Genomic DNA, 15,929 nt, shown 5'->3' on the forward strand with positions numbered 1-15,929 from the left:
GACGACTGCAATTTTATGTGGAGCACTGCATGAAAGTACGACCGGCTCGGGCGCTGGGGTGCCGGTCGAAGAAGTACGGCAGCCAACGCTGACAGAACGCGCCGAACGGCCGGACCGCCGGACAGACCCGCCGGCTGAGGCCGGACAGGGACACCACGTCCCGCCGGTCGGCCTGGTTGAACAGGCCGATGGTGACGTCGAAGACGCCGCGTTGCACGGCGGCCCGGACACCCGCGGCCAGGATGTTCGCGTCCAACTCGTCGACGGCGGCATCCCGACTGAGCAACTCGCCGGCCACGGCCGGCAACAGGTTGTTGCTGATGACCGTGATCAGTTTCGGATTCGGCGTGAGATCGACGACCGACGACGAGTAGCCCGCGACGTTGACGAAGGCCTCGGTGAAGGGCAGCAGGATCTTCGCCGTGCCCCAGTCCTCGACCAGTTCCGACGCCGACCGCGAGACCTCGGAGACCAGGTACAGATGGGTGGCGAGGACGGCGTACCGGACACGCGGATCACCGGCCAGCAGTTGCGCGATCCGGAACTCCTCAGCGCTGAAGCAGAGCCGGGCGAGCATGTACACGCGGGCCAGTTCCCGCGCCTCGGCGGTCGTCAACGACGCCTCGGCAGCCCCCGTACGCGGCGCGGGGACGCCCGGCGACGACCGGCGCGAGCGCCGGCCCTCCTCGCCTGCTGCACCGATCGCATCGTGGAGCGTCGACAGGATGCGATCGGCCGGCGGCGGCGGAGCGTCCGGGCCGCCCCGACACCTCTGGACGAGGTCCGGCCAGTGCGTCGACAAGCGGGTCATGACATCCCGGCACGCCTCGGCGTGGGACTGGCCCCGGAGTGACGCGAGCCGCTCGATACTGCGGAGCAGGTGCTCGGCCGGCGAGCCCGCGGTGGTCTCCTCGCGTAGCCGAGCGACCGCGTCCGGCAGGCTCCGGCCGGCCGTCAGCCCGAAGTAGCCGTCAAGGGTGTCGAGATCGGCCGCGCCGAAGCGCACCGCCACCGGCTTCCCGGTCACGACCCGCTTCCAGTAGTACGCGCTGAGCGCGGCGGGATCCGCCAGCAGCGCGCCGAGATCGCCGGACTCCGGAGAGGGTCGCCCCGGCGGCAGCACACGCCGCAGCAGCGCGCGAACGAAGTCGTCGTTGCGCGCGGTCACCTCGGCGGAAGCGGCCTGAAACCAGACCTCGGACGCGAGCTTGGCGGTCTGCCTCTCCTCGTCCACGGATTCGAGGTAGGTGTCCAGCTTCTCCTTCTCCGGGTGCGCCGGGCATCGTTCGCCCAGCGAGGGGGCTGCCAGCCGGATGTACATGCCGAACAACTCGCCCGTGATCTCGCGGCCCGGAGCGCCCAGGTCGAAAAGGTCCTCGGCCAGCACGGAACCGAGGGCACCGAACACACACCCGGTGGCCAGAGACGCGTCGTCGGCGATGTCAGCGGCCGCGACACACAGATCGACGATGAAGCGCCGCAGCGACAGCGCGGCCGCGCTCCCGTCGGTCGAACCCCAGATCGGGCCGGCGGGCCGGGCCGCGACCGCCGTCGACAGGAGCTGCCGCAGAGCGACCAGCGCGCCGTGCAGTTCCTCGGCGAGTTCGCCGACCGGCCGGCGCGGTGGTGCGGACTCCGCGCGCAGGACCACACCGAGGTCGTGCCGCGTGACGATGTCCCGGATGTGCTCGGGTGTCATCTCCCGGATCACGATCCGCGCCCGCTTCCGCACCTCCTCCCGCAGGTCGGTGTAGAGCGGCATGTTGAGGGCGCCCTGCAGGTCGTACTGCATGCGCAGAACGAGTCGCTGCACGATGGGCGTGTCGTCGTCGACGGCCGTGGCCAGCGTGGCGCGGCGCAGTCGGTCGAGGGAGACGCCCGCGCTCTGCCGCTCGTACCAGGAGCGAAAGCCCTCGTCGCGAAGGAGATGCCGGTCCGGGTCGACGACGAAGCCGGGCCGGGACGCGGCGGCCGCGAGCGCCGCGACGACCCGGGGCATCTCGTCGGCGAGAAGCTCCAGGAAGGGGCGCCCGTCCCCGGTCGCCAACAGGAACCGGTCGAGAGCCGACCCCGGGAGGTCGCTGGCGCCGAGGAAGCCGGTGCCCTCGTCGGTACGGTGGAACGCCGCCATGATCGCGCTGCGTGGCCCGCCGGCGGACGTACGGTACCGGTGATGGACCAGCCGACTCGCGGCGAAGATCGTGTGACACGGCACCGCGATGTCCTGAAGATGGACGACTCGCGGAAGGCCGTCGTCGAAGAAGCGGGCCTGGGCGGCGAGCGCCTCGTCCACCCGGGCCTGCGAGGGGAAGATGCAGCTGTCCTCGTCGCTCCACGCAGTGCCGTCGTCGTTCACGAAGCACTGCCGCAGGAGCCGATTCGTGCGGGGCAGGTAGGTGAGCCCCTGCCCCGAGGGCCCTCGACCGGTGCCCATCGTCCAGGTGACGATCACCTTGAACTCGTCCATGAAGGGGCTGTTGTCGACGTGCAGGGTGTTGTCCCGCGCTACGACGTCGAGTGGCTGCGTGTCCTTCGCCCGCAAGTCGATGATCTTCACGGGCCCGCCGAGGGCGTGCGCGACGAGCGCGACCAGCAGCGGATGAGCGAACGCCTCCCGGAACTCGGGGTGCTCGACCAGGGATCCCGCGTCCGCGACGTTCAGGTAGTTGTGCAGCGAGCCACGGCTGCCCCTGGTGTCGATCGCCGAGTCGTACGCCCGCCGAGCGGGGTCGAAACGCTCGGGTGCGACGAGCCCGGCGAAGCTGAGTGCACCCTCGGACGCAAGGTTCCCGCTCAGCGACGTGAAGGTGGTCCGAAGGAGCGGGCCGCCCGCCTCCGCCCGGCAGGCACTGTCGACGATCGCTTCGATCTCACGCCGGAACCTCGTGGCTTCCCGCTCGCGCCGCAGTTGCCGATACGACGCAGGGCTGGCCAGCTCGTCAGCCGGGACGAGCGGCGCGTACCGAGGGCTCATATCGCCGGACTCCCGACCACCAACGTCGACTGGGTGAGATCCGGATAGTGCTCCAGGCGGGCCAGCGCCCGTCGGACCTCTTCCACGGCGCTGACGTTTCCGCCCTGACCGTACGCCTGCTCAAGCTGGCCCAGGATTGTCCGGACGGAACGGAAGTTGCCGAGGGACTCCTCGACCCGCCAGGCCCGCTCCAACCAGGTGCAGCCCTCCTCGACCTCGCCCGACCGGAGGCCGGTCGCGCCGAGCAGGCGCAGGGCCAGCGCCCGGCCGTAGTCATTGCCGCGCTCCTCGCACATGGCGAGGCTGCGCAGGCCGAGCCCTCGGGCCCAGGAATGGTGGCCCAGTTCGTTCAGGGCTCGGGCCGCGTCGTACAGCCCCCGGGCCTCGCGGACGACGTTGTTGCCGTTCCTGGATTCCCGGGCCGCCCGCAGCCCCCAGCGCAGTGCGTCCCGGTGGTCACCCGACCGGAGGCAGAGCTCGGCCATGGCGTGGTACGACGACGCCCGACCCGAATCGTCGCCGGACGCCGCGTCCAGCGCCATGGAGGCGCGCAACTGCTCCTTCGCCGGCTCAAGCTGCCCGATGTCCGCGTAGGCACGCCCCAGGGCGCGTCGGGACAGCGCCTCCATCGCCGGGTCACCGGCGGCCGCCGCGGCAACAGCCTCCCGCTGGACGGACAGCGTTCTCGTGACGTCCTGACGCCAGTAGAGGAACGTGTTGAGCGCCCGCGCGAACCGGGTGATGAAGGCGAAGTCGTCGTCGGCCCGGGCCTGCTCGATGAGGTAGATCATGGACGCGGTGATCGACTCGAACCAGGAGAGGGCCTGCGCCACTGTGAAGCTGGCCGACCCGGCGACCGCCAGCAGCTCCTGGTCCACCGGCAGGGAGTCCCGGTGTGGATCGATGGCCCGGTCGGCGGCGTAGCTCAACGCCAGGTAGACGGTGCGGATGCGGCGCGCGGTCAGTTCCTGCTCGGCGGGGTCCAGCACCTGCCCGAGCGTCTCCGCGAGATAGGCCTTCATCAGGTCGTGGAAGCGGTAACGGCCGGGGCTGACCTCGTCGATGAGGGATGCCAGGCACAGGGCCTGAAGAGTGCGGTCACACACCCGCCTGGGCTGGTCGAGGACGAGGCACAGCACCGCGACCGAGCATTCGTTGCTGGGCAGCATGGACGCGACGTAGAGGACCTTCGTCGTTGCCGCGTCGAGGTCGTCGAGTGACCAGGAGATGACGCGACCGACCTCGATGCCCAGGCCGGCGTCATCGAGGAAGCGAAGTGGGCTCTGCTCCTCCTCGATTCCCCTCGCGGCGTCGTCGATCGTCCAGGTGGTCTGGATGGCGAGCTTCGCCGAAACGATGGCCAGCGCCAACGGATGCCCCTCCAGAAGCTGCACGATGCGTTGGGCGGCGGCCTGCTCCCGTTCGACGCGGACGAACCCGACACGTTCGGCGATGAGCTCCACCCCCTCGTCCACTGTGAGCAACGGAAGTTTGATGACCCGGGCGTCGTGACGAACGCTCATCTCCGGGATCGCCCGGCGGCTGGTGACCACCAGCACCGACCCGAAGCCCGGCACCAGGTCCCGAACCTGCTCGTAGGAACCCACGTTGTCCACGATGACGAGGCAACGCCGGCCAGCGGTGACGGCGCGGAAGACGCCGCCCCACTCGGCCTCGTTGTCAGGAAGGTCGGACCGGTTGATCCCCAGCGTGGCCAGGAAGCTGCGCAGGGCGTCCCGGGTCTCGATGCGCGGTGTGCCGGAGTACGCGCACATGTCGACGAAGAACTGCCCGTCGGGATATTCGGCGATGCGCGAGCTGGCCCAGGCGACCGCGAGGGTGGTCTTGCCCGAGCCGGCCAGACCCCACAGCATGCAGCAGCGCGAGCCCGGCGTCGTCATCGCCTCGTCCATCTCGTGCAGCAGGTGGTGCCTGCCGACGATCCTCCCGATGCCGCCCGGGAGCATGTGCGGTGGCTCGGGCACGTGCGCCGCCGCTCGCGGCTGTTCGACGTAGATCGCGCCGGAGGAGCCCACCTGGAGGACCTGGTGCGCCAACAGGCCCTCGGCCACGTTGTGCGACGAGCTTCCGGAGGCGGGCTCCATGTGGGTCACCTTCCGGCTACATCGTGATGTCGCCGACGCGTTGGGCCTGCACCAGCTTGCCCACATTGCTGGAGGCCACCACGTTCGTGCTCCCAATCGACGTCGACCCCTGCCGGAGCTCCCGCAGGAACTCCGGATCCTCGGCCGCGAAACGGGCCAGGAGCGCACGGAGTTGCGCCGTGTCGTCCGCCGAGGCGTCGCCTTGCGCGACCCGGTCCAGGGATTCGATCATCCCCGCCGGCTCGTCGCTGCGGACGAATCGCCGCCGGATCATGTCGACGAGCGCCGCCCCGGACCCCTCGGCGATCTTGACGAGCGCCGCGGCGACGATTGCCTCGATCATGCGCTGCTCCTTGACCTCAAGGCCTGCGGCAGGCGTCGGCGCTCACCCCTTCGCCAGGCAAGGCTACCGATTCGTGTCGACCTCGGAAAGGCTCGTGACGTGGTCGGAAACGTCGACGCCGAGCCCCCGGGCGGCCACCCGAAGGCCACCCCACATCGACGTCGACGCATGCCACCGGCGACGGATGCCTGGTGCCCGGCCACCACAACCCGCCAGGGGCGTCATCGCCGACGACGAAGACCGGCGCGGCCTGTCGGAAGCCCGACACGGCCCAGCCGGCGACGAACGACGACGGCCCCGCTACCCGCTGCGGGGTACCGGGGCCGTCGTGGGTCGCGTCAGGCGCCGCGCAGGGTGGCGCCGAGGCGCTCCGCCGCGACGGCGACCGCCGCGTCCCGTGCCGCGACCGCCTCCTCGACGGTGAGCGTCCGGTCCGGTGCCCGGAAGGTGAGCTTGTACGCCAACGAGCGGCGGCCGGCACCGAGCTGCGCGCCGGAGTACACGTCGAACAGCCGCACGTCCTCCAGCAGCTCACCGGCGCCCGCCTCCAGCGCCCGGCGCACCTCCTCCGCCGGCACCGACTCGTCCACCACCAGGGCCACGTCGATCAGCGCCGGCGGGAAGCCGGAGACCGTCGGCGCCGGCGTCACCGGGGTCGGCGGCAGCGTGTCGAGGTTCAGCTCCATCGCGCTGGTGCGGCGGGGCAGCTCCAACGCCGCGACCACCACCGGGTGCAGCTCGCCGGCGTGTCCGACGACCGAGCCGTCGACCCGCAGCTCGGCGCAGCGACCCGGGTGCCACGGGGCGTACTCGGCGGCGCGCACCTCGACCCGCTCGTCGGGGATCCCGGCGGCGGCCAGCACGTCACGGGCCGCCTCGATCGCGTCCGCCCAGCCGGCCGGTCGACCCGCACCCCACCAGCCGGCCGGGTCCAGGTCGCCGGAGAGCACCACAGCGACGTGCACCGGCTGCGCCGGCACCACCGCGTCGGCGGCCGCGAACTCCGCGTCGGTGGGCCGCCGGTCCACGCCCATCGCCGGCGGGCTGCCGGCGCCGAGGCGCGGGTGGAAGACCGCACCGATCTCGTAGAGGGCGAGGTCGCGGTGGCCCCGGCCGAGGTTGCGCTTGAGGATGCCGAGCAGCGGGCCGAGCAGCGTGGTGCGCAGCAGCGGCTCCTCCTCGGACAGTGGGTTGGCCAGCCGCACCGCGGGCCGACGCGGGTCGTCGGCCGGCAGGCCGAGCTGGTCGGCCAGCTCCGGCGACACGAACGGGTGCGCGAGCACCTCCACGTACCCCCGCTCGGCCAGCGACCCGGCGACGGCCCGGCGGCGACGCTGCCGCGGGGTCAGACCGCGCCCCGGAGGCGCGGTCGGCAGCACCGACGGCACCCGGTCGTACCCGTCGAGGCGGACCACCTCCTCGACCAGGTCGGCCGGGTCGGTCAGGTCGGGCCGCCAGGTCGGCGGGGTGACGCTCAGCACCGTCCCGACGCCGCTGGCCACGCCGACCGCGCCCGGGTCCTCGGACAACCGGTCCGCGCCCTGCGCGACAGTGCAGCCGACCCGCTCCAGCAGGGCGACCACCCGCGCCGGCGGGTACTCGACGCCGACCCGGCGGGTCGGCAGATCCGCCGGAAGACTGATCGGGGTACGCGGCCGGACGTGGTCGATGTCCAGGATCTCCGCGCTCGGCGTGCCCCCGCCGTGCTCGGTGAGCAGCCGCACGGCGCGCTCCAGCGCGACCAGCGCCACGGCCGGGTCGACGCCCCGCTCCCAGCGCTTCGCGGCCTCGCTGAACAGCTTGTGCCGGCGGGCGGTGCGCCCGACCATCGCCGGGTCCCAGTGCGCCGCCTCGAAGAGCACAGTGGTGGTGCCGGCGACGACCTCGCTGGTCTCGCCGCCCATCACCGCGGCGAGGGAGATCGGGACGCCGGCGCCCTCGCCTGCGAGGGCGTTGGGCAGCCCAGCGTCGCAGATCACCATGTCGTCGGCGGTGAGCACCCGGTTGACCCCGTCGAGGGTGGTCAGCTTCTCCCCCGCGTCGGCGCGGCGGACCACCAGCGGCCCGGCGATCCGGTCGGCGTCGAAGGCGTGCATCGGCTGGCCCAGCTCCAGCATCACGTAGTTGGTGATGTCGACGGGCAGCGAGATGCTGCGGATGCCGGCGGTGACGAGCCGCTGCTGCATCCAGGAGGGGGTGGGCGCGGTCGGGTCGACCCCGCGGACCAGGCGGGCCGTGAACCGGTCGCAGCCGACCGTGTCGCGGACCTCCACCGGGTACGCCGGCGTCTCGGTGCCGCCCGGGGCCGGCGCCAGGGCCGGGTCGCGCAGCGGCACGTCGAACGCGTGCGACAGCTCCCGGGCCAGGCCGCGCAGGCTCAGCGCGTACCCCCGGTCAGGGGTGATCTCCAGATCGAGGACGACGTCGTCGAGGCCGACCACCGGACGGGCGTCGTCGCCCGGCTTGGCCGTCACGTCCGGCCCCAGCACGATGATGCCGGAGTGGTCGTCGCCCAGGCCCAGTTCCTTGGCCGAGCAGATCATGCCCGCCGAGTTGTGCCCGTACGTCTTGCGGGCACCGATGGCGAAGCCGCCGGGCAGCACGCCGCCGGGCAGGATCACCACGACCCGGTCACCCGGGGCGAAGTTACGGGCACCGCAGACGATCTCCTGCGGCTCGCCGGTGCCGTTGGCGGCACCCACGTCGACCCGGCAGAACCGGATCGGCTTCTTGAAGCCGGTGAGCTCCTCGATCTCGCGGACCTCACCGACGACCAGTTGGCCGGTGACGGTCTCGGCCAGGTCCACCACGGACTCGACCTCGATGCCGAGGTCGACCAGGGCCTGCTCCAGGTCACCGGTGGGCAGGTCGGCGGGAAGGTCGACGTACTCCCGCAGCCAACTGACAGAAACTCGCATGACTTCAGACCACCGTTCCCGTGTCTCGTACCCGCATCGCCTACGCCCCGGTCCCGAGCGCGCGGCTGAACCGCACGTCGCCCTCGAAGAGATGGCGGATGTCGCTGACCCCGTGCCGGACCATCAGGGTCCGGTCGATGCCCATGCCGAAGGCGAATCCGGAGTAGACCTCCGGGTCGACGCCGCAGGCGCGCAGCACCCGGGGGTTGACCATGCCGCAGCCACCCCACTCGACCCACTGCGGGCCGTCACGGTGCTCCGGGAACCACACGTCGAACTCCGCCGACGGCTCGGTGAACGGGAAGTAGTGCGGCCGCCACCGGGTCTTCGCCTCCGGGCCGAACATCGCCCGGGCGAAGTGGTCCAGCGTGCCCCGCAGGTGGGCCATCGTGATGCCCTTGTCGACCACCAGCCCCTCGGCCTGATGGAACACCGGGCTGTGGGTGGCGTCGATCTCGTCGGTGCGGTAGACGCGGCCCGGCACGATCACGTAGATCGGCGGCTTGCGGCTGAGCATCGTGCGGGTCTGCACCGTCGAGGTGTGCGTACGCAGCACCAGGCCGGAGCCCTCCGGTGCGATGTGGAAGGTGTCCATCAACCCGCGGGCCGGGTGGTCGGCGGGGATGTTCAACGCGTCGAAGTTGACCCACTCCAGGTCGACCTCCGGCCCCTCGGCCACCTCGTAGCCCATCCCGACGAAGAGGTCGCTGATCGACTCCATCAGGGTGCTCAACGGGTGCCGGGCGCCGCGCGGACGCCGGTCGTAGGGCAGGGTGACGTCCACCCGCTCCTCGACCAGCACCCGCTCGGCCTGCTCGCGCTCCACCACCTCGGCACGCTCGGCGTACGCGGACTCGATCGCCCGGCGGGCCTCGTTGACCCGCTTGCCGGCGTCGGACTTCGCGGCCGGCGGCAGCGCGCCGATCTCCCGGCGGGCCAGGGAGACCGGTGACCGGTCACCCAGGTGCACCGAGCGCAGCGCGGTCAGCGCGTCCGGGTCGGCGGCGGCCTCGAACGCCTTCGTGGCGTCCGCGACGGCCTCGGCCAGGGCGGCGGGGTCGAGCAGGGCGACCTGCTTCGGGTCGTACGGATCGTTGCGGTAGCTCATGGCGTACGGGCACTCCCTCACGGCGGCGCCAGCCCTCACCGGGGCGGCTAGGCGAGTCTACGGACGCGCGGCTGTGCCGCAGCCCGCCGGTAGGAGTTGCGCAGGGAGCAGGTCAGGCCCGCCGCCCGCCGACACCGGCGGGCTGGCTAAACGAACGCCGTGTCGCGTTCATGGACGGACGCTCTCCCCTGCTGTCAGTCGCGCCGGAGGCAATCACCCTCAGCGCTGCGCTCTCGCTGAAGCGTACAGGCAGACGGCGGCGGCGGCAGCCAGGTTGAGGCTCTCCGCGCGCCCGTACAGCGGCACCCGCACCGTGGTGTCGGCGGCGGAGGTCAACTCCTCGGGCAGGCCGTGCGCCTCGGAACCGAACAACCAGGCGGTGGGCCCGACGAGCCGACCGTAGTCGGTCAGGTCGTCCAGGTCGCTGTCGCCGTAGCCGGTGGTGGCGAAGATCGACAACCCGGCGGCACGCAGTGCGTCGACCACCGCGACCGGGTCGGTGGCGCGCACCACGTCGACGTGGAAAAGGCTGCCGGCCGAGGCCCGCACACACTTGCCGTTGTACGGGTCGACGGCGTCTCCGGCGAAGACCACCGCACCCGCACCGGCCGCGTCGGCGGTGCGCAGCACCGTGCCGGCGTTGCCCGGGTCGCGGATCTCGGCGAGCACCGCCACCAGCCGGGGCGCACCCGCGAGGGCCTGCTCCAGCGGGACGTCCACATGCCGGCAGACGGCCACCAGCCCCTGCGGGGCGACGGTCTCGGCCAGCGCCGCGATGGCCTCGTCGGTCACCTCGGAGACCGGCACGTCGGCGCGGGCCGCCGTGGCGGCCAACTCCGGATACCGGTCGAGCGCGGTGGTCGTACCGAACAACTCGGTGACCACCCCCGGCCGCGCGAGGGCCTCGCGGACCGCCTGCGGGCCCTCGGCCAGGAAACGGCCGGTGGCGTCGCGGTCCCGGCGGCGTTGCAGGCGGCGGGCGGCGACAACCCTGGGGGTACGCGGGGTGAAAGCCATGATGTGCGCTCCTCCGGCACGATTGAGGCGCCCCCCGGACGGCGGTGCCGACACGGGAGACGCCTCGCTCTGGTGCGTGGGGATCAGGCGGCCTGAGCCGCCGCGCCGCCGGTGCCCTCGGCCGTGACCGCGGCCCGAGCCAGCTCGACGATCGCCGCGAAAGAGGCGGCGTCGTTGACAGCCATGTCGGCCAGGATCTTGCGGTCGACCTCGATGCCGGCAAGACGCAGGCCCTGGATCAGACGGTTGTAGGTCATCCCGTTGGCCCGGGCACCCGCGTTGATCCGCTGGATCCACAGCTGCCGGAAGTCGCCCTTGCGGTCGCGACGGTCCCGGTAGGCGTACTGCATCGAGTGCAGCACCTGCTCCTTGGCCTTGCGGTACAGGCGGGAGCGCTGACCGCGGTAACCACTCGCGGACTCCAGCAGGGTACGACGCTTCTTCTGGGCGTTTACAGCCCGCTTGACGCGTGCCATCTCAACTCCTAATTACGTAAAGGTGGCGCGCGTCAGCGGCCGAGCAGCTTCTTGATGCGCTTGACGTCGGCCTTGGCCAGCACGACCGTGCCGGTCAGCCGGCGGGTCTGGGTGGAGGGCTTCTTCTCCAGGTTGTGGCGGAGGCCGGCCTGCTGGGCAACGATCTTGCCCTTGCCGGTCACCTTGACCCGCTTACCCATACCCGTGTGGCTCTTCATCTTCGGCATGTGGAACGTCTTCTCCCCTGTTACTCGCCGCTGGTGTCGGCGGCGAGGCCGGTGTCACCGGCTGCTGCGGTCTCGCTGACCGCCGCGGTCTCATCGGCTTCCGGAGTGGCGGACTCGTCCGCTGCCCGGTCCCGAGGTCCGCCGCGAGACGCCGTAGCGGCGACCGCGGAGGCCTTGACGGCCCGATGCGGGGCGAGAACCATGATCATGTTTCGGCCGTCCTGCTTCGGAGCGGCCTCGACGTATCCCAGTTCCGTGATCTCGGATTCGAGCCGGCGCAGGAGCCGGTAACCCAGCTCCGGGCGGCTCTGCTCGCGACCGCGGAACATGATCGTCACCTTGACCTTGTCGCCCGCCTTGAGGAACCGCACCACGTGACCCTTCTTGGTCTCGTAGTCGTGCGGGTCGATCTTCGGCCGAAGCTTCATTTCCTTGATGACGGTCTGCTGCTGATTACGCCGCGCTTCGCGCGCCTTGAGTGCGCTCTCGTACTTGAACTTGCCGAAGTCCATGAGCTTGCACACCGGCGGGCGCGCCATCGGCGCAACCTCGACCAGGTCCAGATCGACGTCCGCGGCCAGCTGAAGAGCGCGCTCCAGCGGGACGATGCCCACCTGCTCACCCTCTGGGCCGACCAGTCGGACCTCACGTGCCCGGATCTGCTCGTTCACGCGTGGTTCGACGCTGATGGGGCCTCCTCGAGTCGTTTCTGCTCAGTCGCCGACCCCTGCGGCTCCCAGGAGGGAACCGACCCGAAAAGCAGAAGGCCCCGGCGCATGCCAGGGCCCGCTCGACCGGTCAGCACGATCACAAGGATCGCGCATCCGGCACCGGGACATGCCCGGAACCGGTGACCGGACCCGGCCACCGTAGCGGCGACTCGGGTGGGAGCAGGCGCTCCGCTTTCAAGGCTGTCTGCTCGCACGCGGAGACAGCCTGGTCGACTCGATAACACTACACCGGCGCCCCGGCGACCCCCAAACCGGGCACGACCTGCGGCCGCGCCGCGTCGCCGTCGCGCCATCACCGCGTCGCGGCGCGCGCCAAGATCTGCGGGTCGGCCGAGGTCAGCGGCCGACGGCGCGCTCGGCGAGGCGGGCCTGGTGGGCCTCGTGCAGCCGGCGCAGCGCGCGCACCCCGTCGACGGCCAACTCCTTGTCGGCGGCCTGCAACGCGACCATCGGCAGCAGGTCGTCGTCGTGCAGCTCCAGGCTGGCCCACGGCGCGCCCCGGTCGAAGCGGACGCCCCGGACAACCTCCCAGGGCAGCTCGTAGGAGCTGATGACGTTACGGACCCGGATGCCCCGTGCGTCCGCCTCCACCCGGGGACGGGTGAACAGCAGGAAGCCCAGCGCCCCGAAGATGCCCAGGCCGATCATGGCGATCTGGTCGCCGCGCTGGAAGCTGCCGTAACCATCGCCGGTCGGGCCGCTCAGCGACGTGGCGACCAGGCCGAACACCACCACCAGGGCAGCCGCCGCCGACCAGCAGACCACGCGGATTCGGCGGGGCTTCAGGCGGACCAGCTCGGTTTCACTCACCCCACCAGTCTGCCATCCGCACTCGGTCATCGACCGCACCACCCGCCGATCCACCACCGCGGGGCCGCCAGCCACCAGTCACCTCAAGATCGCGCTCGATCCGGGATCCAGTGGCCTCCGTCGAGTTCGAGACCACTACTTCAATGATCGAGCGCGATCTTGCCGGACGGGGACGTGGACGGGTCCGTCCGCAGCGCCCGCGGGCGCTGCGGACGCGACGATCAGAGGCGACAGGCGTGGATGTTGGTGACGAGGATGGCGCGGGCGCCCAGTTCGTACAGCTCGTCCATGATGCGGTGCACGTCGTCGCGGAGCACCATCGCCTGCACCGCCACCCAGCCCTCACGGTGCAGCGGCGACACGGTGGGCGACTCGATGCCCGGGGTGAGCCCGCTGGCCCGGTCCAGCAGACCGGCCGGCACGTCGTAGGCGAGCATCACGTAGCGGCGGGCCACCAGCACACCGTGCAGGCGGCGCAGCAACTGCTCGGCCTGCGGCTGGGCGGGCGCGCCGGCGCGCCGGACCAGCACCGCCGACGAGCGCAGCAGCGGCTCACCGAAGACCACCAGGCCCGCCTGGCGCAGGGTCGCGCCGGTCTCCACCACGTCCGCGATCACGTCGGCGACACCGAGGCGTACGGCGTTCTCCACCGCGCCGTCGAGGCGGATCACGTCGGCCTTGACGCCCACCTCGCCGAGGTGCCGTTCGACCAGCCCCGGGTACGCGGTGGCGATGCGGTGACCGCCCAACTCCTGCACGGAGGCGATGTCGTCGGGGCGGGCGGCGAAGCGGAAGGTGGCCCGGCCGAAGGCGAGGTCGACGACCTCCTCGGCCGGCGCGGCCGAGTCGATCAGCAGATCCCGGCCGGTGATCCCGAGGTCGAGGTCACCGGAGCCGACGTAGGTGGCGATGTCCTTCGGACGCAGGTAGAAGAATTCGACGTCGTTGGCCTCGTCCCGGCAGACGAGGTCCTTGGGGTCGGTGCGCTGGCGGTAGCCCGCCTCGCGCAGCATCTGGGCGGCCGGTTCGGCCAGGGTGCCCTTGTTGGGAATGGCGACACGCAGCATGACGGAGTGCTCCTTGGATCCGGTTGGTGATCAACAGGGGTGGGAGGCACTCACAGATGTCGGTAGACGTCCTTGAGCTCGAGACCGCTGGCGAGCATCAGCACCTGAACCTGGTAGAGCAGCTGGGAGATCTCCTCGGCGGTGCGCTCCGGCCCCTCGTGCTCGGCGGCCATCCACGACTCGGCCGCCTCCTCGACGACCTTCTTGCCGATGAAGTGCACGCCCTTGTCCAGCGCGGCGACGGTGCCCGAGCCCGGGGTGCCGGCGGCGGCCTTGGCCTGCAGCTCGGCGAACAACTCCTCGAACGTCTTCACAGGGAACGATTCTTCCAGCCACCCGGGTGACGCCCCACGTCCGGGTCCGTCAAAATCCAGCAAGCGGACAATTCCCTACCAACATGGTGGGACAATTGTCGATCGATGCCCATGGAGCTCTACGCTGTCCGCCATGGCCAGCCGCTCACGTCTCCTCGCGCTCACCGTCGCCGGTGCCGTCGTCGTAGCCACCGCCGGATGCGCGCCACAGGACGAGAAACCCACCCCCAATGTCACCTCCGCGCCGTCCTGCGCGAAGGACAGCCTGCCCACGCGTACGCCCGGCAAGCTGACCATCGCCACCGACCAGCCCGCGTACGAGCCGTGGTTCGCCAAGGACAAGCCGGACAGCGGCGAGGGCTTCGAATCCGCTGTCGCGTACGCGGTGGCCGGGAAGCTCGGCTACGCCCGCGGCGACGTCACCTGGACCCGGGTCAGGTTCGACACCGCCATCGCGCCGGGGCCGAAGGACTTCGACTTCGACATCAACCAGTTCTCCATCACCGACGAACGCAAGCGGGCGGTCGACTTCTCCGCGCCGTACTACCTGGTGCGGCAGACCGTCATCGCGTTGAAGTCCTCGAAGATCGCCGGCCGGAAGTCGCTGGCCGAGCTGAAGGACGCTCGGCTCGGCGCGCAGGTCGGCACCACCAGCTACCAGGCGATCACCGACGTGATCAAGCCGACCGCCAAGCCGCAGGTCTACAACAGCAACGACGATGCCAAGAAGGCCCTTCAGAACGGGCAGCTGGACGGTCTGGTGGTGGATCTTCCGACCGCCTTCTACATCACCGGCGCGGAGATCACCGACGCGACGATCGTCGGGCAGGTGCCGCAGGTCGGTACGCCCGAGGCGTTCGGGTTGCTGCTGGACAAGAACTCCCCACTGACCTCCTGCGTGAGCGGGGCGGTCGGTCAGCTCACCACGGAAGGCACGCTGAAGGAGCTGGAGCAGAAGTGGCTCGCGCAGGTGGCGGGGGCGGCCGAGCTGCGGTGACGCTTCTGGATCATGTGCCGTCGGAGGCGCAACTGCGGCGGTCGGCGTACCGGCGTCGGCAGACCGTCCACAGCGTGCTCGTCGCGGCGTCCTCGACGGCCGCGCTCGGCACGCTGCTGGTGATCGCGGTGACCGGGGCGCCGGGCTGGGACCGGGTCCGGCGGTCGTTCCTGGATCCGGAGATCGCCCGCGACGCGCTGCCCACGGTGCTGAGCGGGCTCTGGCTCAACGTACGGCTGCTGGTCTGCTGTGCGGTCGGCGCGCTGCTGCTCGGGCTGGTGATCGCCGTGCTGCGGACGCTGCGCGGGCCGGTCTTCTTCCCGGTCCGCGCGCTGGCCGCCGGCTACACCTACACCTTCCGCGGCCTGCCGCTGATCATCGTGCTGTACCTGCTCACCCTCGGCGTGCCGGGGCTGCGGTTGCAGGGCATGCCGCCGGTGCTGGTGCTGGGTGGGATCGCGTTGGTCCTCACCTACGGCGGCTATCTCGCCGAGGTGTTCCGGGCCGGCATCGAGTCGGTGCACTCCAGCCAACTCGCCGCGGCCCGCTCGTTGGGCCTGACCTACCGGCAGACGATGCGGCACGTGGTCCTGCCACAGGCCGTCCGCCGGGTGGCGCCACCGCTGCTCAACGACGTGGTGGCGTTGCAGAAGGACGTCGGGCTGGTCTCGCTGGCCGGGCCGATCGACGCGGTCCGCGCCGCGCAGATCGCCACCGCCCAGACCTTCAACTACACGCCGTACGTCGTGGCGGGGGTGCTCTTCGTGCTGCTCGCGATCCCGCTGATCGCGGTCACCGACTGGGTGACGCTGCGCGCGGCCCGCCGACAGTCGGGAGGCTGA

Annotated in this window: 14 protein-coding genes; 2 read left to right on the forward strand and 12 right to left on the reverse strand. The window is 71.2% G+C overall.

Annotation, left to right across the window (positions count from 1 at the left end):
- Window positions 1–13: 13 nt before the first annotated feature.
- The 12 genes from ABTW72_RS07485 to ABTW72_RS07540 all read right to left on the reverse strand — a co-directional run bounded on the left by ABTW72_RS07485 (window position 14) and on the right by ABTW72_RS07540 (window position 14,090).
- Window positions 14–2,974, reverse strand: coding sequence for a hypothetical protein (locus ABTW72_RS07485; protein ID WP_350855547.1), 2,961 nt, complete (start codon window positions 2,972–2,974; stop codon window positions 14–16).
- Complete coding sequence (locus ABTW72_RS07490; RefSeq protein ID WP_350855549.1) at window positions 2,971–5,079, reverse strand: NB-ARC domain-containing protein; 2,109 nt, start codon at window positions 5,077–5,079, stop codon at window positions 2,971–2,973. The genes ABTW72_RS07485 and ABTW72_RS07490 overlap by 4 nt, the downstream gene beginning before the upstream one ends.
- Window positions 5,080–5,095: 16 nt before the next feature.
- A complete protein-coding gene (locus ABTW72_RS07495) occupies window positions 5,096–5,422 on the reverse strand; it encodes a hypothetical protein (RefSeq protein ID WP_350855552.1) in 327 nt (108 codons plus the stop codon).
- A 338-nt stretch (window positions 5,423–5,760) separates the two neighbouring features.
- The gene (gene pheT, locus ABTW72_RS07500; protein WP_350855555.1) at window positions 5,761–8,340 is read right to left on the reverse strand and encodes a phenylalanine--tRNA ligase subunit beta; all 2,580 of its coding nucleotides are present in this window, start codon (window positions 8,338–8,340) and stop codon (window positions 5,761–5,763) included.
- Between the two features lie 40 nt (window positions 8,341–8,380).
- Entirely contained in the window at window positions 8,381–9,448 is a 1,068-nt protein-coding gene (gene pheS / locus ABTW72_RS07505) for a phenylalanine--tRNA ligase subunit alpha (RefSeq protein ID WP_030335722.1), read from the reverse strand.
- Between the two features lie 219 nt (window positions 9,449–9,667).
- Complete coding sequence (locus ABTW72_RS07510) at window positions 9,668–10,465, reverse strand: TrmH family RNA methyltransferase (RefSeq protein ID WP_502892170.1); 798 nt, start codon at window positions 10,463–10,465, stop codon at window positions 9,668–9,670.
- A gap of 83 nt (window positions 10,466–10,548) precedes the next feature.
- The gene (gene rplT / locus ABTW72_RS07515) at window positions 10,549–10,941 is read right to left on the reverse strand and encodes a 50S ribosomal protein L20 (RefSeq protein ID WP_030488429.1); all 393 of its coding nucleotides are present in this window, start codon (window positions 10,939–10,941) and stop codon (window positions 10,549–10,551) included.
- 32 nt (window positions 10,942–10,973) lie between these two features.
- Window positions 10,974–11,168 (reverse strand): 50S ribosomal protein L35, encoded by a 195-nt coding sequence (gene rpmI / locus ABTW72_RS07520; protein ID WP_007458415.1) that lies wholly within the window; start codon window positions 11,166–11,168, stop codon window positions 10,974–10,976.
- A gap of 20 nt (window positions 11,169–11,188) precedes the next feature.
- Window positions 11,189–11,839 (reverse strand): translation initiation factor IF-3, encoded by a 651-nt coding sequence (gene infC / locus ABTW72_RS07525; RefSeq protein WP_091401946.1) that lies wholly within the window; start codon window positions 11,837–11,839, stop codon window positions 11,189–11,191.
- Window positions 11,840–12,235: 396 nt separating this feature from the next.
- On the reverse strand, window positions 12,236–12,709 hold the full coding sequence (locus ABTW72_RS07530; protein ID WP_181539405.1) for a PH domain-containing protein: 474 nt from the start codon (window positions 12,707–12,709) through the stop codon (window positions 12,236–12,238).
- 221 nt (window positions 12,710–12,930) lie between these two features.
- Window positions 12,931–13,776, reverse strand: coding sequence for an ATP phosphoribosyltransferase (gene hisG / locus ABTW72_RS07535; protein WP_030488425.1), 846 nt, complete (start codon window positions 13,774–13,776; stop codon window positions 12,931–12,933).
- 50 nt (window positions 13,777–13,826) lie between these two features.
- Window positions 13,827–14,090, reverse strand: a complete 264-nt coding sequence (locus ABTW72_RS07540) for a phosphoribosyl-ATP diphosphatase (RefSeq protein WP_030335709.1) — start codon at window positions 14,088–14,090, stop codon at window positions 13,827–13,829.
- 133 nt (window positions 14,091–14,223) lie between these two features.
- Between ABTW72_RS07540 and ABTW72_RS07545 the strand changes: the two genes are divergently transcribed.
- Together ABTW72_RS07545 and ABTW72_RS07550 are read left to right on the forward strand one after the other, a co-directional pair.
- Window positions 14,224–15,087: an ABC transporter substrate-binding protein gene (locus tag ABTW72_RS07545; RefSeq protein ID WP_350855565.1), complete on the forward strand. Its 864-nt coding sequence runs from the start codon at window positions 14,224–14,226 to the stop codon at window positions 15,085–15,087.
- Entirely contained in the window at window positions 15,084–15,929 is an 846-nt protein-coding gene (locus ABTW72_RS07550) for an amino acid ABC transporter permease (RefSeq protein ID WP_350855568.1), read from the forward strand. Before ABTW72_RS07545 ends, ABTW72_RS07550 begins: the two co-directional genes overlap by 4 nt.

This window comes from Micromonospora sp. NPDC127501 (assembly GCF_040302185.1).
GTDB lineage: Bacteria > Actinomycetota > Actinomycetes > Mycobacteriales > Micromonosporaceae > Micromonospora.